Genomic DNA, 18,593 nt, shown 5'->3' on the forward strand with positions numbered 1-18,593 from the left:
AGATAAATGAACGCGGTACTTTACGTGTCGGAATGTCTACCTTTGTTCCTTGGGCGATGCGAGACAAACAAGGTGACTTGGTTGGGTTTGAAATTGACGTCGCTAAACGATTAGCGAAAGACTCAGGTTGGAAAGTGGAATTTGTACCAACGGCATGGGATGGCATTATTCCATCACTGCTTTCTCAGAAGTTTGATGTGATCATTGGTGGAATGTCGATTACTGAAGCTCGTGCTAAAAGCGTTCTATTCACTGCTCCTTATTCACATTCCGGTGTTCAGCTGGCTGCGAACAAAGAGTTAGCTGAAGGGTTCGACCAAATTTCTGATTTCAACTCTCGTAGAGTGAAAATTGCAGCGCGCCGAGGCGCTTTCACTGTTCAAGTTGCACGTGAGACGTTCCCTAAAGCAAAGGTTCTTCAATTCGATGACGATGCTCAAGCATTCCAAGAAGTACTAAATGGAAACGCACATGCGGTTATCGCATCAAGCCCAAAACCAGAGCACGAAACCATCAAAAATAGTGACACTCTATTTATCCCATTCCAAGAGCGTTTATCTAAAGGTAATGAAGCGTTTGCTGTTCGTTTAGGTGAAACTGACAAAGCTGAGTTCTTTAACCAATGGATTGAAGATCGCACGGCTGACGGCTGGCTACATGAACGCTACGAATACTGGTTCGCAACACTAGATTGGCAAGATCAGATTGCACAAGGTCAATAATAGCCTTGTTGATTCAATCACTTCTTACCTAAATACTGGCAGCTATTAGAACTTTGGTAGCTGCCAATTGAGAATTAAATAGGCAATTTTGTGGGTCAAACTAACCTCGCTTCTAACGCAAATAAATTAACGAGACACCGTTATTGGTATCAACGTTTGAACACGCTCGACTTTGCGTTGATCGCTGTTTTAGTGATTTTTTCTAGTTGGATCCTCTATAGATCATCCATTGGCATCAACTATAACTGGCGTTGGCTAGACGCTATTAACTTGATCTTCACATCCCCCAAAGACGGTGGCGCTCCTTACTTCTTTCAAGGCTTAATTGCCACCATTCGATTAAGTGTATGGAGCTTAGTATTAGCCCTGACTTTAGGTGTTGTAATCGGGGTTGCACGACACTCTAAAATCCGAATATTCAGAGCACCAGCACTACTATTCATACAATTAGTACGTAACATTCCGCCTTTGGTGTTTGTGTTTATTTTCTATTTCTTTATCTCTAACCAATTGATCCCGTTACTGGGGTTAGAATCCTTATTACGCGATTATCGCGGCGAGCTTAATCCTATACAGCAGTTTCTGTTCGGCGCACCCAACTTATGGGAAAATTTAGCATCAGGCGTCATTTGTATCGGTTTGCTGTCTTCGGCTTATATAGCTGAAGTGGTGAGAGCGGGTTTAGAGGGCATAGAAAAAGGACAATGGGAAGCGGCTGACTCTTTAGGCTTATCAACTTATAGTAAATATCGTTACGTTATTGGCCCACAAGTTTTAACGGCGACAACCCCACCACTTGCTGGTCAGGCTATTTCTTTAGTGAAAGACACCTCAATCGTTTCACTTATCTCTATTCAGGAAATGACGTTTGTCGGTACAGAAATAGCGAATTCATCGGGGTTAGTTTTTGAAATTTGGTTGATTATTGGCGCTGTCTATTTTGTTTTGTGTTTTACACTTTCCCGTTTGTTTAAGCGTATTGAAAAGCGAAGTGTTCGGCACCTGACTCGCTAAATCGCCACACTAGCGACTCATGTAAATACGACGCTCCCCTATACCACCACATTAAAAAGCCCAGTGACCTATAAGTAGGATACTGGGCTTTAAATACAAACAATTGCGTTACATTGTCACTAAAGTATCAGTGATTTTGATGCTTATTGATTATCTTGGTAGGTGTTCAAGCTCAGTCGACATATCAATTAGGCGACCTAAGATCCTTTCTCCATCAACACCAATACCGTTATGTTCGTATTCATTAGTGATCCACGCTTTAGACATTGGAATGTTCGCAAGCGTTTCACGGCTATAATCAAACTCTACATACATATCATCGGCATACACGGCACAGACAAGTGGCACTGTATTGTTCTTTAGCACTTGCGCGTCATACACTGGCGACCAATCGTCCTTAGTTGCCAGTAACTCAGCCGCAGCTTTCAGTGGTTTCAACGTTTGTAGTTGGTCAAACATCCACGGGTATACCATTTCTCCAGTGAACAAAAATGGTTGGCCTGATCGGTAGTTAAACTGGCTAAACTCTTCTCTTACTCGGTGTGCAGACCACTGAGACGCAAAACCCTGGCAATAAATGGATTCATGTAAAATTGCATAAATAGGGTTTGTTAAATACCCCTGCTCTTGCTGCATCTGGTTCAAGAAGCTGTAGCTCAATTGCTTAGTGCCATTCGCAACTTCAAATGCACTTTCTAGCGTAAAGTACATTGGCATGTTCGCGCCACCACGACCTAAGTTAATTCCGATTAATTGAAATTGCTCGACCGTAAAAACCTGACCATTAGGCAATGTCACTTCGTTATCAACTAGGTGATCCGCGATTTCTTGACACATTTCTTGTGCTTTAGGAAATTGAGCGAAGAATGCTTGGTTTTTATCAATTACACGTTGGTAGGTCGCCTGGTACACATCATCTGCGTGGCGTGTAATTGAAGGAATGCCACCAGTAACGTGACAACGTAGCAAACTATCAGGGAACAGTGATAGGTACGTCAGTGTGCAGAAGCCGCCAAAGCTTTGGCCTAGTGTCGCCCATTTATCGACACCAAACTGTTTACGAATCGCTTCTGCATCTCTAACGATGTTATCCACTCGGAAATGCGCTAAGTATTCAGCTTGCTGCTCTGGATCTAAGTGTGCCAACGTCGATTGGTTCACTACCGTACTTAGACCTGTACCGCGTTGATCAAGCAGTAAGACTCGATAGTCCTGCAATGCGCGCTTTAACCAACCTGATTCACCACTCGCACGTGGAGAAGGAAAGCCAGGACCACCTTGAAAATACACTAACSACGGTAGATCTTGTTTATCTTTCGCTAGGCTTACAACTTCTCTCGCGAAAACCTCTATTGTTGCCTGTTGTGGATTTTGGTAATCAAGTGGTAATTCAAAAGTATGCTGTCGGTACAGTATCGTTCCATCTATAAAGCTCGTTTGCACGTCATATTTCCTTTCTTTTCAAGCAGTATCAAATGCTAATCTTTTCTTAATTATCAAAATACTATCATCAATGTTGCGATTTCGCGCCTTCTATCTGACGTTATAGCTCATACAACTAGATGTTTATCTATAAAAAAAGCCCAACCCGAAGGTTGAGCTTGGCAAAAGAATCAGAGATTAAAAAATCCTTTTATCCGGCAGTGGATGGTTTGATTCTATATAAGATAGCGAACATTACAGGTACAACAATCAAAGTCAGTACCGTAGCAAAGCCAAGGCCTGCCATTATTGTAATTGCCATCGAGCCAAAAAATGCATCGAATACCAAAGGTATCATGCCTAAAATTGTCGTTAATGCCGCCATTGATACTGGTCTTACACGGCTAATTGCACTATCTACAACCGCTAAATATGGGTCTTTACCTGTCGAAAGCTCACTGTTGATTTGATCAAGCAATACGATACCATTCTTCAAGATCATGCCACTCAAGCTCAATAAGCCTAAGAATGCTGTGAAACTAAACGGCATATTAGTACCTAGTAAACCAATGGAAACGCCAATAATCGACAACGGAACAGTGAACCAAATAACTAAAGGCTTACGTACAGAGTTAAACAACAACATTGTGATGATGAACATCAGTAAGTAGCCCATAGGTAACGAACCAAATAAGGACTCTTGTGCGTCTTTAGATGTTTCGTATTCGCCACCCCAATTAATGCTGTAACCTTCCGGTAAAGCTAACGCTTCTACTTGAGGCTTTACTCGCGCAAACAAACTTGCTGGCGTTTCATTCCCCAACACATCGTGATCAGCTAGAACCGTTAATGTACGTTTTCTGTCGCGGCGCTGAATTAATGGCTCCGACCATTGAAGCTCAACACCATCAATAACCTGCTCCACTGGAATGTAAGTTTGCAGTGACGGGCTCCAGATTTTCACGTTATTCAATGACTCGAAATCGAAACGCTCTTCTTCTGGTAAGCGAGCAACGATAGGCAACATGTGTGTGCCATCACGTAGCAAACCGATGTTGTAACCACCAAATGCCATTTGTAGTGTTTGAGACAAATCAGTTTTCGATATACCTAGGCGACGCGCTTTTGATTCGTTGAACAACGGTACTAACTCTTTAGTACGCTCACGCCAATCGTGACGAACGTTACGAGAGCCCGGGTCGGCCAATAAGATATCTTCTACCTGCACAGCGATATTGCGTAATATCTGAGGATCAGCACCAATGATGCGCGCTTCTATTTTTGACGCCGGTGACGGACCGAATTCAATCAACTTAAATTGGAAAGTCGGCTGTTCAAATTTAACCGCAAGATCTCTATCTAACGCTTCCAATGTGGTAAACATGGTATCGCGGTTAGTCGTACGAACTTGAAGCTGACCATAAGCTTCGTAGCTTTTCTCTGGTTGGTACGTTAAGGCAAAACGCTGCATGCCCTGCCCAACAGTGGTCGTGACAAACTCAACGTTATCCTGTTTAAGGATATAGCTTTCGATTTCTTTAGTTTGCTTGATCGTATCTCGGATATCAGTGCCTTCCGGCATCCACATGTCCACATAGAACATTGGCGTGTTTGATGGTGGGAAGAATTGCTGCTTCACCTTACCAAATCCAACAACTGACACAGCAAGCAAAACAATCATGCTGATTACGGTTAACCAACGGAAGCGCAAAGCGAACTTTAATGAAGCGCCAAAGACAACAAACAAAATTCCTTTGTAAGGGTCTTCGTTAACATCTACTTTGTCTTCTTCTTTCAACATCATTTCTGCAAGAAACGGAGTTAAAGTAAGTGCCGTTACCCAGCTCAGGAACAATGAGAAGCAGAGAACCCAGAATAGTGAACCCATGAACTCACCGGTCGCATCTTTTGATAGACCGATAGGTGCAAACGCGGTGATTGCGATTATGGTCGCACCCAACAGTGGCCATTGCGTTTGAGTGACAATGTCTTTTGCAGCTTGAAGCTTCGTCTTACCCTTTTTAAGCCCTACGAGGATCCCTTCTACAACAACGATCGCATTATCCACCAGCATACCCAGTGCAATGATCAATGCCCCAAGTGAGATTCGGTGTAGTTCTACTTGGTTATAGTCCATCAAAATGAAGGTACCAAACACCGTCAGAAGTAAAACTAAACCAATAATCAAGCCACTACGCAGCCCCATAGCGAACAGTAGAACGATAATTACGATTGCGACCGCCTGCCCTAAGCTCACTAAGAAGTCAGCGACAGATTTATCAACTTCTTGCGCTTGGTTATAGAAGTAATTCAGTTCTACGCCTGCTGGTTTGATGTTTTCTAAACGCTCTAACTCTGCATCCAGCGCTTGGCCAATTTCGACAACGTTCACACCAGAAGAAAATGCAATACCAAGGTTAATCGCAGGCTTTCCGTTATAAGTCAGTACATTGCCCGGCTTTTCTTGGATACCACGAGATACCGTTGAAACATCCTTAAGGCGAATAAGATTACCAGTATCACGACCGTGGATGATCAGGTTTTCAAGTTCTTCGACTGTACTTAGCGTACCATTGGGTTTGATCGCTAAGTTTTGTCCGTTAAGCATCACTTCACCAGCAGATACAACACTGTTTTGCTGTGACAGAAGCGACGTGACTGTAGACATATCAAGGTTAAGTGCAGCAAGGCGCTCTAACGACATTTCAACAAACAGTTGCTCTTGTTGATCGCCAGCAATACTTACTTTACCTACCCCTTCAACCAGTTCAATTTCACGAGTTAAGTAATCTGCGTATTGCTTTAGTTCAACATAATCGTAGCCGTCACCTGTTAGCATGATCATCACACCAAACACATCACCAAAATCATCAATAATTTGAACGGAGTTAACACCAGTCGGCAGCGTCGGTTGTAAGTCGTTAATCTTACGGCGCATTTCATCCCATATTTGTGGGAGTTCATCCGGACCGTAATCCATCTTCATACTGACCATGATCTGTGACATACCGTTAGAAGACGTCGAAGTGATCTTATCGATATAAGGTAACTGACGGATTTCTTTCTCTAGTGGGTACGTCAATTCTTCTTCAACTTCCATAGAGCTTGCACCCGGGTAAGTTGAAATGATCATTGCATCTTTAATCGTGAAAGCCGGATCTTCTAAACGTGATAAGTTACCAAAAGATGAGATCCCACCTATCGCCAGAATAACTAGAAACAACCAGCTAATGACTTTATTTTTTATTGAGTATTCTGCGATATTCATTGCGCTTTTCCTGACAATTTCATTCCATCACGAAGCTTTCTTAAGTTCGAATTAACCAGCTCTTCACCTTGCTCAACGCCATGAGCGACAAGCGCTCCTTTACCACTGATCTTTTCAACTTCAACCTCACTTTTGTACGCCTGACCATCTTCTAGTTTCCAAACATAGAATTGGTTAGCTTCAGCTCCCGCTTGTAGCGTCGTCATTGGAAGTTGATAACCTTGGACATCGCTTAGACCTGCTTTTGCCATGTCTACATTTACAGTCACACTCGTACCCGGTAAAACTGCATTTTCAAGCTGAGGCATTTGCATCCAAAACTCATAAGTACGTGATTGTGGGTGTAATTCACTGGTGTGTTCTAAGTAGGTCAAAGGATATTCGCCAGTATGCCCACCAAAACTTGCACTTGGTTGGTATTTGTTTGAACTCATGTCTGGGCTAATTGCCGCCAAGATCGTGTCTGATACTTGAATACGAACGTACACTTTATCGTTCTGGTACAAACTCAGTAACGTTTCCCCTGTTGCTGCAGTTTCAAACTGTTTTTTATCCACGGTTGAAACAGTGCCTGAAAAAGGGGCAACCAGTTTGGTGTAACTCATCTTTTGCTGTGCTGATGCTAGATTTGCTTGAGCAAGCTTATAGTTAGCAGTCAGTTGATCGTATTCTGATTGAGACAGCATTTTGCTACTGAGCATTTCTGTCCCACGAGATAGCTGTTTGGTCGCCAGTTTATATTGGGACTCTGCATCAATAAGGTCTTGCTGATAAGTGTTGTTGTCTAAAGTCGCTAATAACTGACCTCTTTGAACAACATCTCCTGCTTCAACTAATACTTGATTAATTTCACCTGATAAACGGAACGCTAAAGGTGTCAGCTCTGCAGCCATCACTTGACCGTTAAAGCTACGGTACTGCTCTTTGATAGGCTCGCCGACTTGATAAGTAGCAACAGTCAGTTGAGGTTGCTCACGATGTTCTAGTTCACTATTGCAAGCTTGAAGCATGATTGCTGAAGCAACAACGAGTGATAATTTAGATAGCTTCATCAAATGCCTCCTTCGCGTAGCCAGGCTTTAACTTGCTGACCATCCATTAATACATCCACACCAGCTTCTACAATCAGATCACCCGCTGATAAACCCGCAATAACATTGCCATTTTGATTTAGCATAACTTGTACTTTAGAAATCACTTGAGACGTAGGGTTGTAGCGCCAAAGTTCTCCTTGATTATCGCCTTTGCTTACCCATGCAGAGTTAACGATATCGATGCCTGATTCGGATTTATGGCGTTGCACCTCAACTTGAGCTGTCATACCGGAAAGTAGGTTTATATCGCTAGGCTTTTCAATTGATACGACCGCTTGATAGCTATTGGTATCTTCGTCTGGCTGTGTTGAGATTTCTTTAAAACGCGTAGGAATACGAGTCGCTCTATGGCTATCCATTACCACCCACATATTCGAATTAATCAGTTCTTCAATTGAGCGGTCTTCCAGCTTAGAAAGTGGAATTGAAAAAGTCACATCCATTTGTTTGTGATTAAGGATATTTAGCACGGGCTGCTTTTCAGCAATCAACTGATACTGCTTACCAAAAACCATTGAGACAACACCATCAAACGGTGCAACTAAATTGGTGTAGCTAAGGTTGGTTTTTGCCTGATCGAGTTCAACTTCTGCTGCTGTAAATGAATTCAAAGCTTGGTCGAAGTAATCTGTACTCACCAACTTCTTTTCATAAAGCTCTGACGCTTGCTGATACTGGCTATGCGCTAAATCAAATTTAGCTTTTGCTGCGTCAACAGCAATACGAAAGTCAGTGGAATCTAAAACGGCTAATAGTTCGCCTTTTTTCACTTCCTGCCCCATACGTACAGAAAATGTTTCTATCTCGCCGCCAACTTGAAATGAAAGAGCCGCACGGTCTGTCGCGTCAATTTTCGCAATGAAGCTATCGAGCTCAATATCGGTTTGTTGTGGGATTTCAAACAGCTTTACAGGCTTAATTATATGCTCGGTTTCTTCTGACTGAACGTTGTTACAGCCCGCTATAGATGAAACTAAAAGCAACGCTGAAAAAGCACCGACTATAGTTCGTATAGGGTTTGATCGAATAGACAATATGGATTGCATTATGCTTCTCCAGTTAATTATTATGATTTATTACACAGGTGTGCAGTATATTTAAAATTATAGAATTAACAAGCTTTACTTTCCAGGTGTGCAGTATTTTTTATTTCAGTGAAAACAGTGTAGAATGTGGTAATCAACCGACCATATGAAATTAATATGACAGAAAAGAAGCAAGGTAGACGCAGCGCAAAAGACGCTGAAGAAACACGTTTTCAAATAATGACCGTAGCCGCAGAGATGTTTTGTGACTCAGGGTATGAGCGTGTATCGCTACGTAATATCAGCGAAAAAGCAGGTGTGTCTCACAGCCTTATTCGCCATCACTTTGGTAGTAAAGAAAAGATTTGGCACGCGATCAGCGATAACTTACATAGGTATTTCCAAGCCTATATCAGCCGAATTATGCAAGAATTGCCGAAAGACGCAGCGCCGAATGTAGCGATTTACCTTTTTGCTATGCGTTTGTTTACCAATATGGTGTTGTCTCGTAAACCGATGCAATTACTGTCAGATTCAATTCGTCAAAAAGATAACCTTGTGGACTACTTTATCGACAACGTCGGTGATATAGAGCACGAGCTGTTAGGTTTAGCTCAACAATATAATGAAGCTAACCCTGATCGTGCCGTCAATATCTACGAGATTAAGTGGCAAATGATCATGTTCGCAAATGGCGCTGTTTGTTTAACGCCATTTATGGAGAGTACCTGGAGCCAAGGTGAGACTGCAATTTTGCCTGAAGAAGCGCTAATGAGGCATTGGCAGATGTTTAATCAGCAAATGGTGACTCAGTTCAAGATCGGCAGTGATTGGGAACTCAAACCGAGTAAGCTAGAAGATCTCATCTATGATGTACCTTGCGAGTGGAAGTGCAAGCAGGACGAAATCGCTCAGGTGTCTTAAATCCTTAGTAATCGTCTCTTAAGTTAAAGTTTGATCTACATTGATACCTACCCACTCGCCGATATAGAACAAATAAAAAAGCGCCATTACTACGAAGTAATGGCGCTTTTAATTTTTGATAACGTGTTGGTGTGATGCCCTTATCGGCGAGCTTTACCACGACCCTCGTGAATCTTTAACTTGGCTTTCATCTTACGCTTTTCAGACGAACGGCTTTTACCACGACCACCACGTTCAGAGCTAACATCTTGCTCTGGGCTAGGTTCAAAGCCCTCTAACCACTCTTGTGGTAAACGAGTATCTAACAGTCTTTCAATAGCGCCTAATAGATAAGCTTCATCATGACTCATTAAAGAAATAGCTAAGCCACTATTACCAGCACGGCCGGTACGACCAATACGGTGAACGTAATCTTCAGCTTTGTATGGCATGTCGTAGTTAACAACTTGCTCAAGCTGTTGAATGTCGATACCACGAGCCGCTACATCTGTTGCTATCAATGCACGCACTTTACCCGATTTAAAATCGTCCAATGCTTTTTGGCGCGCTCCTTGGCTCTTATCACCATTAATAGAAGCCGCTTTAATGCCGTCAAGTTTCAGCTCTTTAACAAGGGCATCTGTACCCTGCTTAGTTTTTGTAAAAACCAACACTTGCTGCCAATTTTTAGACCCAATTAGATAAGCCAACAACTCACTTTTACGCTTTTTATCAACCGGGTACACCATTTGTTTAACCGTCTCGGCGGTACTATTTTTTGGCGTAACTTGTATTTCGTTTGGCGATACCATCATACGATGAGCGATAGATTTGATCTTGCTATCAAATGTCGCTGAGAAGAATAGAGTCTGACGCGTTTCATTCATACGTTTCAAAATACGTTTGATATCTGGCATAAAGCCCATATCTAGCATACGGTCAGCTTCATCAAGAACGAGTACTTCTGTTTGGCTTAACATGATGTTCTTGGTAAACATATGATCAATTAAACGACCCGGCGTCGCGACCAAAATATCCGCACCCGCTTTTAAATTATCAGTCTGGACTTTCATGCTCGTACCGCCGTAAGCCACAACGATTTTAAGATCTGTACCTTTTGCATAGCTGATCAAGTTATCAAATACTTGCTGAGCGAGTTCTCGCGTTGGAACTAATACAAGCGCACGTACCAATTTGGGATTTGGAATGACACGGTCTTGAGTTTCGATTAAGCGTTGGATAATTGGTAAACCAAAAGCTGCAGTTTTACCAGTTCCAGTTTGAGCCCCCGCCAGTACATCTTTACCTTCCAAAACCAAAGGAATTGCCTGCTCTTGCACACTGGTAGGTTGCGTGAAGTGAAGTTCAGACAATGTTTCTAGCAACTGACTAGACAGACCAAGTTGATCGAAAGGTTTTACAATTTCAGACATAGTGATTAAAGCTCAAAATAAAATAGGCGCGGATTGTAACAAAACTGGCAATTTCAGGCACTAGTTTGTCGATTGAATTCGTGGGCTTTTTCTAAAATATCAGGATATATTAACTCAAAGTTACGCTGTAATGTCTCATACTCATTCTCGATTGTAGCGTAACAGTGGCGAAGCGGTTCTAGTTTTGGCCTTCGAGTTGCCATTCGATCCAAAACCAACTCTATTGATTCCAACTCTCGGTAGGACTTTAACCACTCGCCTTGCCACATTTTTTCATGGACAAACTTAAAGCGCTCAGGCCAATGTATTTCGATTTCAGAATCTATTTTTTCATGTGCATTCGAGCAAAAATCACCGAGCGATAGCGAATGGTAGTTATGCCAATTTTTTGCGAGAAAGTGGTCCCAAAACACSTCTAACGCGATGGGAGCAAAGCGCCGGGTTTCTTTTGAAAATAGTGCTTTGCAGCTTCGAGCTACATCGTGGGAGTCAGTATAACTATCAACAAAACGATGCAATCGAATACCGTTGCTTAAAGAAGGCGAAAACTGTTTCGCTGGGTCACCTTTTACAAAGTCACCAAGCAGGTTTCCTGCTAAGCTGCTTCGACAAAATTCAGCGATGTGTAGGTGAGCAAGGTAGTTCATTAAACCTCATCAAAGTAATGGAAGTAGAGCAATAATAGCTCACTTTAATGAGGTTTGGGGGTATTGAAGTTTCTTAGAGAGAGAACGCTATTCAGCGTTTAAGAATTCTTCGTCTGCTGAAGTTGAAAATTCGTATTCAGCCAAATTAAAACCTATCTCCATTGCATCTAGAAGTTCTAGGTTTTCTTCATTTGCATATTGGTCACTCATATAGACCTCTTCATTCCTTTACTTAAAACAAACTTTCTACACAACTACTGCTGATGATCAGATCGTAGCAAAAGGTAGAAGCTGACAAATCAGCGAAAGTACAAAATAGCACTTATACGTCCTATTGTACTGTCACATTTGTAACTCTTATATATGACAGTTTTATGTCATAAGAAAGCGATTGAACAACTAACTATGACGTAAATCATGGTTAAACGTTTGCCTTGGTTAAAAATCACACGCAACCACCCTGCTGTAAAAAAATCAATACACACCCCGTTTAAAAAAGTGAACATTTGATTGATTTATTCCTTATAATTCCACAAAATAGCCTAAAACCAGTTAGTGACTCTCCATAATGATAATTCAGTATGGATAAATCACTAGTAAAGACCACTAACGTAAAGAATTATATACAATGACAAAATCAAAGGTTTTCGGTAGTACTTTGATCATTGCTGGCACCACTATTGGTGCTGGTATGCTCGCTCTTCCACTTGCTTCTGCGGGTATTGGCTTCACAACATCACTGATTATCATGGGTGCGCTGTGGGTTCTTATGGCTTTCACCGCGCTATTAATGGTCGAATTGCATCAATACGCTGATAGTAGTGCGACATTACACACCCTTGCGGAAAAGATACTTGGTACAAAGGGAAAGTGGGTTGCGAGTTTTTCCGTTATGTTTCTTTTTTATGCACTTTGTTCTGCCTACATTGCGGGCGGGGGTGCACAGTTCAATCAACGTATTAGCGATATCGCAGGCATCGAACTCAATGCGACGTTAACTACTGTGCTCTTTACTTTACTTGTGGCAGTGGTTGTGACTATTGGTACGCACAGCGTTGATAAGGTAAATCGCGTTCTATTTACCTGCAAACTTATTGCCATGGTTCTAGTTCTAAGCTTTTTAGCTCCAAATATCACTTCTCAGTACTTGTTGAGCATGCCTTTACAACAAGGGCTTATCGTTGCTGCTATTCCCGTTGTATTCACCTCTTTTGGCTTCCACGGTAGTATCCCATCTATTGTTAACTACCTGAATGGTGACGTACGTTCATTAAGAAAGGTGATGATTGTTGGTTCGGCACTCCCGCTTGTTATTTACATCTTCTGGCAATCAGTCACATTAGGCGTAGTAAGTCAGGAGCAACTATTAATGGATTCTAGCCTAGGCGCGTTGCTCGTTTCTCTGTCTCAAACCGTGCAGCAATCGAACTTAAGCCATATTGTTGGTGTATTCGCTGACCTTGCACTTTTGACTTCATTCATTGGTGTAAGCCTTGGTTTATTCGAATTTATGGGTGACTCGTTAAGTACTAAACTAGGCCAAGGTAAACGACTAAAGACGGCTTTRATCACCTTTATCCACCACTAGGCTTCGCTCTATTTTACCCGCAAGGCTTTATTATGGCTCTAGGTTATGCGGCAATAGCACTTGCAGTGTTAGCTGTTCTATTGCCGGCAATTATGACTTTCCGCGTTCGTTCGAATAACCAACTTGTTACGGCGCAAACGGGAACCGTATATCAAGTAAAAGGTGGGCAGGCTTCATTGTTAATTACAGGAGCCATCGGCATCATGATCATCGGATGCCAGATAATGATCTCTATGGGTATTATTCCAGCTCTAGGCTAATAATCTCATTCACTAGCATTACCACTGGCAGCGACTACCTCAGCAGTTGCTGCCAGTCATTTCATTTTCTCTCTAGCAGCTAACACCTCGTTAAATCGATCAATCTCACGTTCCAATATAATAACGTTTCATTCATTTCATAAATATTAGCCATCTGTCGCATTTTTATCACWAGTTTTTTTATAAAGTTTGCCAGATAACATGACAGAGGGACGAAAATGAAAGAAGTACAGTTTCGAACGATAGATCGCTTGTTTATCAAGATGTCTATTAACGACAAGATGTGGGTAATATTTTTACTATTCCTAACAGCCATCTCAGTCACGGCTGGTTCGCGCTATTTCAATACTTTGGAGCAGATAGACTTACAGGCGAAACAGCAAGCCGAGTACAAACTGTCAGGCATTTTAAGTGTTAGTAGTTTAATACCATCAGAGCACCCTTCACTGACTAAAGCTTCATCTCCCTCTCCGACTCACCTAGTGAACAACTTTGCGACTGCAACCAGTAAAGGCAATGATGGGAATTACTATTCTTTATCTTTGAAATCACCGGATAGCATTGAGAAAAAACAGTCTGCACTCTACACTTTGCTGCTTACGTACCTTTGGGCTGTTCCATTTGGCATTTTTGTTTACTGGGTCGCTACATTCTTAGGTGGTGCCCTTTGGGTTCTATTCACCACAACAGAGAAAATTGGTGAAGGCGATTTAACGTCTCGGCTTGGTTTTCATCCGGGTAGAGATGAGTTCGGTACTATCGGGTGCGCACTTGATAAATCAATGGACACTCTAAGTGAACTGATTAATGACGTGAATGCTAACGCATCGATGTTAAGTGAAACATCTTCTTCTTTTGAGCAAGAAATGGCATTGAGCGAACAACAGATTTCTAGCCAATATGCTTCTCTGGATTCTGTCGCGACGGCTATGGATCAAATGACGGCTTCAGCGCTTGAAGTATCTGGGATTTCACAACGATCAACGCAACAAACTGAACAAGACACACAGCACGTAGACGCCAGCCATGCAAAAGTTCAGCAAGCTATTTCTGAGATTACGACACTATCTTCCTATATAGAGAAAACATCTACGTCGGTGACGAGCCTTAACGAGAACACTCACCAGATTAATGACATGGTGACAACGATAAACGCAATATCAGAACAAACGAATTTGTTAGCACTGAATGCTGCAATTGAAGCTGCTCGTGCCGGCGAACAAGGTCGTGGTTTTGCGGTCGTAGCTGATGAAGTAAGAACATTGGCAAGTCGAACTCAATCTGCAACGGTTGAAATTCAATCTATGATTGAAAAACTCCAAGCAGAAAGTAAGACGATAGCAAACATAACAAACGATACTGTTCATCAAGCGCAAACCAGTAGTCAGCTAATTACTGAGATTGGGCATGATGTAACGTCAATTGCTAACTCAGCGCGCTCACTAATGGACATGAGTATTCAAATAGCGACTTCTGCCGACGAACAAAGCAGTGTTGCCAACAATATTGCGGCCGAGTTAAACGATATTCGAACTCAATCAAATACGATTCGTGATGTTGCTAGAGACTCTTCAGTTGGTGTTTCTAACCTGACTAAAGCTTCTCAGTCGCTAGCCGTTACCCTAGAGCGCTATCGAACTGCATAATTCAGTTACCAACCCTAAAATAAAAACAGGACTCTATTGAGTCCTGTTTTTTTGTTTTTCTAATTAGCGAGAGCTTGTACTGTCTTCCTACTCTTTTCTCTAAAGAACAAAGTATATAGAACAGGTACTACGCCAAGTGTAAGCAAGGTTCCGACAGCCATACCAAAAATCATCACTATCGACATCGAGTACCAAAACTCACCGCCCGATACTGCCAACGGAACTAAACCTAAGATAGTCGTAAGTGTTGTCATAACAATTGGGCGGAAACGTGTTACGCAGGCTTCAACAACCGACTCATTGATCGTCATACCGCTATCGCGGTTCTGTTCAATGCAGTCTATTAACACAATGCCATTATTGATTATGATTCCCGCCAGACTGAAAATACCTAACATTGCTGGGAACGTAAAATACGCATCCATAATAAGCAAACCACTTACCGCACCAATCAAAGATAGCGGTATCGTAAGCAAAATAATTGCCGGACGACGGATCGAATTAAACTGCAGCAATAGCAGTAAGATCATGACGCCAAAGCACTGCGGTAAATAACCAAACAAAGCACCGTTGGCTTTACTTGCACCTTTCAGCTCGCCACCTAGATCAATACGGTAGCCAGGTGGAACGTCAAGCTGTTCTAGTGTTGGCTGAATCAGCTTGTTTAACTCACTTGCTTGTAGCGTCTCGTGTTTCACRCTAATGGTTACTGTTCGTTCTAGATTAAAGCGTCGAATCACCGAAGGTTCACTCACCGCTTCCACCGTTGCAAACTGAATAAGAGGAAGTGACTCACCACTACCTGATGCAACTATTTGTGTGGTAAAGAGTTTATCAAGTACCTTCTCATCATCAGAAGCTCCTACCATGACAGGAATTACGTCTTCATCGTCACGAAAACTCGTAACTTCATGACCACGTAAATAGCTATCCAAACTGGTAGCGATATCGCGACTTGTTACACCAGCGCGTAACGCCTGAGCTTGGTCGATATTTAAGATTAACTTCGGAACGTTATTTTCCCAGTCACTCGCAACCCCAACAGCACCCGGAACTTTGCGTAAAGCGATCTCAATCTCACGGGCTATTCCACGAATGGTATCAATATCTTTACCTACAACCTGATATTCAACTAAACCAAGTTCCGTTCCACCGAGCCACATACGCTTCGCCTGGCCACTTGCCTGAGGCATATTGGTCGCCATGAACTGATTCGTTTTTCGCACCATATCGGCAGCGGCTTCGAAGTCAGTCGTATTAACCACCATAAAAGCACGATTTGGTGCGCGATCTACAGGAGATAACGCAAGGAAAAACCTAGGGCCACCATCACCTACGTAACGAACCGTACTCGTAACTTCTGGGTTTGCTTCTTTATCTAGCAACCAATCGTTCAGGCGCTCAGTTACTTTATCAGTTTCTTCAATTCTGCTACCTGCGGGCAGGTCAACAAATACTAGATACTGGTTTCGTTCAGAACCCGGCATAAATTGCACAGTAATGAATTTGAAACCGTAAAGGGAAATCGCGAATATCACTAATACTGTGGTTAGAGTCAGTAGACGTACGCGTAATATCGCCTTAATAATTTTACGATAAACATGATGAAACTTAGACTCAGGCTTGGCTTTATGCGCTTCTTTACTTGGTTTGATAAACCACACACACATAACTGGCGTAGCAAACAAACATAAGAACCATGACGACAATAAAGCAATGGTGATCACTTGCGACAGTGAGCGTAAATACTCCCCTGTTACATCTTGTGCAAGCAACAATGGCATAAAGGCTAAGATCGTAGTCAGCGATGAAGTTAACAACGGAACTGCCATCGATTTAGATGCACCAACCGCAGCTTCAACTCTGTCTACACCCTGAGATATTTTGCTCTTAATGTATTCCGCAATAACGATGCCGTTATCAACAAGTAAGCCTAGAGATATGATAATTGCAGCAATTGACATCCTTTGAAGCTCAACGCCCCATAACGACATCCCAATCACTGTCAGCAAGATAGTTAACGGAACGATACTTCCTACAATCAGCCCCATACGAACGCCAAGGAAAACCATCACAACGGCAAGAACAACCCCAACCGTTTGCATTAGGTTTGACGTTGCAGAACTGACTGAAGCTTCGACTTTTTCTGGCTGGAAAGTCGCTAACTCTAGAGTCATTCCGACAGGTAATTGCTGCTGGCTTAGTTCAATAAAATCTTGAACCTTTGTACCGAACACATCACTTTGACTCCCCGACGCCATTGACGCTGCAATAACAATCGCTTTCTTACCGTTGAAGTAAACTGGCGTGTTAAATGGGTCTTCATAACCACGTTCAACTTCCGCGAGATCGCGCAGATAAACCGTATTACCTGAATCTCGTTCTTGTAAATCAAGGTTCAAGATTTCATCGACGCTATTGAAGTTACCTGTTGGCTCAATTTCAATTTGCAAAGAGTTGCTTTGAATATTGCCACCCGGTAAAACCACATTGCGGGCTTGTAACGCACTTACGATCTGACGGAATTGAAACTTCTCGTTTTCGAACGCACCGTTCTTCGCTTTTATCCAGATCCGCTCTTCATTTACACCGTAAAGCTCAACTTGAGACACGGTATTAATGCTACTTAATCGATCCTGAAGGTTTTCAGCCGTTTTACGCAGTTCTCTATCTGAATACCCCTCTCCAGATAACGCAATTGTAGCTGAATATACACGGCCAAACTCATCATTGACCATTGGCCCGATAGTACCCTCAGGCAACTCGCCACGCATACTGTCCATTCGATTACGTAACGTGTCCCAAATGGGCTGTAAATTGAAGTATTTGTCGTGAACTGTAACGGTTATTTGAGCGACACCCGTTCTTGACCACGATTTAATTTCGGTAACTTCAGGGATTTGCTTAATTTCACGTTCAAGCGGCTTAGTTATGAAGTTTTCAATTCTATCCGGTGACATGCCAGGAAATTGTGCCACGACAACGGCACTTCGGATCAATATTTCAGGATCTTCTTTGCTCGGTGCATTATTGAAAGTGCYGACACCTAAAGCGAACAGCATGATCAGGAATACTTGCGTAAAGCGTTCGTATTTTAGTGCCAGTTCAGTAATTTTATACATAATGAAAGTACCTTAYAGCCCTTCCCACAATGTCACTTGTTGTCCTTCATACAAGAACGGTACACCTGCAGTTACAATTAACTCACCTTCTTTCAGGTTATTCAGAACCACCACTTCATTATTAATATTCTGCTTAGTTTCTACGTAGCGCTTTTCTAGCGTCAGTGTTTCAGGAGAAACAACGTAAATAGCTGCATTATTAGTGCTTTCGCTGTAAGTGCGGTCACCAAAATCAAACGCAGTTAACGGCAGCAGAACTACATCTTGGCTTGCGCTACCGATACTAAATTGGATGTTCGCAGACATACCATTACGAAGTGCCGCGATTGGCTCCTCAAGCAACAGAGTCACGGCGTATGCATTACCCTTTTGCACTACTGCGCCAATTTCAGAAATCTGTCCAATGAAAACCGTGTCGTTTAATGCTGGAATAATCACTTGTACAGACT

12 protein-coding genes and 3 pseudogenes are annotated in these 18,593 nt (G+C 42.4%); 6 read left to right on the forward strand and 9 right to left on the reverse strand.

The genetic code is table 11. The annotated features are described in order from the left end of the window. The first annotated feature begins 2 nt into the window (after positions 1 to 2). Together L4C33_RS10870 and L4C33_RS10875 are read left to right on the forward strand one after the other, a co-directional pair. Positions 3 to 722 (forward strand): transporter substrate-binding domain-containing protein, encoded by a 720-nt coding sequence (locus L4C33_RS10870; RefSeq protein WP_428812457.1) that lies wholly within the window; start codon positions 3 to 5, stop codon positions 720 to 722. Positions 723 to 812: 90 nt separating this feature from the next. Then, a complete protein-coding gene (locus tag L4C33_RS10875; protein WP_428812458.1) occupies positions 813 to 1,736 on the forward strand; it encodes an amino acid ABC transporter permease in 924 nt (307 codons plus the stop codon). A 150-nt stretch (positions 1,737 to 1,886) separates the two neighbouring features. On the opposite strand, the gene L4C33_RS10880 is transcribed toward L4C33_RS10875, so the two are convergent. The 4 genes from L4C33_RS10880 to L4C33_RS10895 form a co-directional block, all read right to left on the reverse strand. Beyond that, positions 1,887 to 3,179 (reverse strand): alpha/beta fold hydrolase, encoded by a 1,293-nt coding sequence (locus tag L4C33_RS10880; RefSeq protein ID WP_428812459.1) that lies wholly within the window; start codon positions 3,177 to 3,179, stop codon positions 1,887 to 1,889. A 190-nt stretch (positions 3,180 to 3,369) separates the two neighbouring features. Beyond that, complete coding sequence (locus L4C33_RS10885) at positions 3,370 to 6,426, reverse strand: efflux RND transporter permease subunit (RefSeq protein ID WP_428812460.1); 3,057 nt, start codon at positions 6,424 to 6,426, stop codon at positions 3,370 to 3,372. Beyond that, positions 6,423 to 7,478 (reverse strand): efflux RND transporter periplasmic adaptor subunit, encoded by a 1,056-nt coding sequence (locus L4C33_RS10890; protein ID WP_428812461.1) that lies wholly within the window; start codon positions 7,476 to 7,478, stop codon positions 6,423 to 6,425. Before L4C33_RS10890 ends, L4C33_RS10885 begins: the two co-directional genes overlap by 4 nt. Beyond that, the gene (locus tag L4C33_RS10895; RefSeq protein WP_428812462.1) at positions 7,478 to 8,566 is read right to left on the reverse strand and encodes an efflux RND transporter periplasmic adaptor subunit; all 1,089 of its coding nucleotides are present in this window, start codon (positions 8,564 to 8,566) and stop codon (positions 7,478 to 7,480) included. The genes L4C33_RS10890 and L4C33_RS10895 overlap by 1 nt, the downstream gene beginning before the upstream one ends. A gap of 156 nt (positions 8,567 to 8,722) precedes the next feature. On the opposite strand from L4C33_RS10895, the gene L4C33_RS10900 reads away from it, so the two are divergent. After that, positions 8,723 to 9,469, forward strand: a complete 747-nt coding sequence (locus tag L4C33_RS10900; protein ID WP_428812463.1) for a TetR/AcrR family transcriptional regulator — start codon at positions 8,723 to 8,725, stop codon at positions 9,467 to 9,469. Positions 9,470 to 9,609: 140 nt separating this feature from the next. Here L4C33_RS10900 and L4C33_RS10905 read toward each other — a convergent pair whose 3' ends face one another. The 3 genes from L4C33_RS10905 to L4C33_RS10915 form a co-directional block, all read right to left on the reverse strand. Next, entirely contained in the window at positions 9,610 to 10,881 is a 1,272-nt protein-coding gene (locus L4C33_RS10905) for a DEAD/DEAH box helicase (RefSeq protein ID WP_428812464.1), read from the reverse strand. Positions 10,882 to 10,934: 53 nt separating this feature from the next. Further along, on the reverse strand, positions 10,935 to 11,528 hold the full coding sequence (locus tag L4C33_RS10910) for an acyl carrier protein phosphodiesterase (RefSeq protein WP_428812465.1): 594 nt from the start codon (positions 11,526 to 11,528) through the stop codon (positions 10,935 to 10,937). A gap of 87 nt (positions 11,529 to 11,615) precedes the next feature. Further along, positions 11,616 to 11,738: a hypothetical protein gene (locus L4C33_RS10915; protein ID WP_428812466.1), complete on the reverse strand. Its 123-nt coding sequence runs from the start codon at positions 11,736 to 11,738 to the stop codon at positions 11,616 to 11,618. Positions 11,739 to 12,156: 418 nt separating this feature from the next. Between L4C33_RS10915 and L4C33_RS10920 the strand changes: the two are divergent. The 3 pseudogenes from L4C33_RS10920 to L4C33_RS10930 form a co-directional block, all read left to right on the forward strand. After that, positions 12,157 to 13,376: pseudogene (locus L4C33_RS10920) on the forward strand (aromatic amino acid transport family protein). Positions 13,377 to 13,594: 218 nt separating this feature from the next. Then, positions 13,595 to 13,798 (forward strand): annotated as a pseudogene (locus L4C33_RS10925) (methyl-accepting chemotaxis protein); the annotation flags it as partial. A gap of 69 nt (positions 13,799 to 13,867) precedes the next feature. Continuing rightward, positions 13,868 to 15,022: pseudogene (locus tag L4C33_RS10930) on the forward strand (methyl-accepting chemotaxis protein); the annotation flags it as partial. Between the two features lie 59 nt (positions 15,023 to 15,081). Here L4C33_RS10930 and L4C33_RS10935 read toward each other — a convergent pair. Both L4C33_RS10935 and L4C33_RS10940 read right to left on the reverse strand, forming a co-directional pair. Continuing rightward, positions 15,082 to 18,144, reverse strand: a complete 3,063-nt coding sequence (locus tag L4C33_RS10935; protein ID WP_428812467.1) for an efflux RND transporter permease subunit — start codon at positions 18,142 to 18,144, stop codon at positions 15,082 to 15,084. A 12-nt stretch (positions 18,145 to 18,156) separates the two neighbouring features. Further along, positions 18,157 to 18,593, reverse strand: a 437-nt coding sequence (locus L4C33_RS10940) for an efflux RND transporter periplasmic adaptor subunit (protein WP_428812468.1), incomplete at its 5' end; no start/stop codon positions are given.

The sequence above is a fragment of the Vibrio makurazakiensis genome (assembly GCF_050337375.1).
GTDB lineage: Bacteria > Pseudomonadota > Gammaproteobacteria > Enterobacterales > Vibrionaceae > Vibrio > Vibrio makurazakiensis.

Excerpts from the sequence above, each read along its gene's own strand:
- L4C33_RS10915 (WP_428812466.1), bottom strand. The coding sequence starts at position 11,738 with ATGAGTGACCAATATGCAAATGAAGAAAACCTAGAACTTCTAGATGCA.
- L4C33_RS10895 (WP_428812462.1), bottom strand. The coding sequence starts at position 8,566 with ATGCAATCCATATTGTCTATTCGATCAAACCCTATACGAACTATAGTC.
- L4C33_RS10900 (WP_428812463.1), top strand. The coding sequence starts at position 8,723 with ATGACAGAAAAGAAGCAAGGTAGACGCAGCGCAAAAGACGCTGAAGAA.
- L4C33_RS10885 (WP_428812460.1), bottom strand. The coding sequence starts at position 6,426 with ATGAATATCGCAGAATACTCAATAAAAAATAAAGTCATTAGCTGGTTG.
- L4C33_RS10905 (WP_428812464.1), bottom strand. The coding sequence starts at position 10,881 with ATGTCTGAAATTGTAAAACCTTTCGATCAACTTGGTCTGTCTAGTCAG.
- L4C33_RS10890 (WP_428812461.1), bottom strand. The coding sequence starts at position 7,478 with ATGAAGCTATCTAAATTATCACTCGTTGTTGCTTCAGCAATCATGCTT.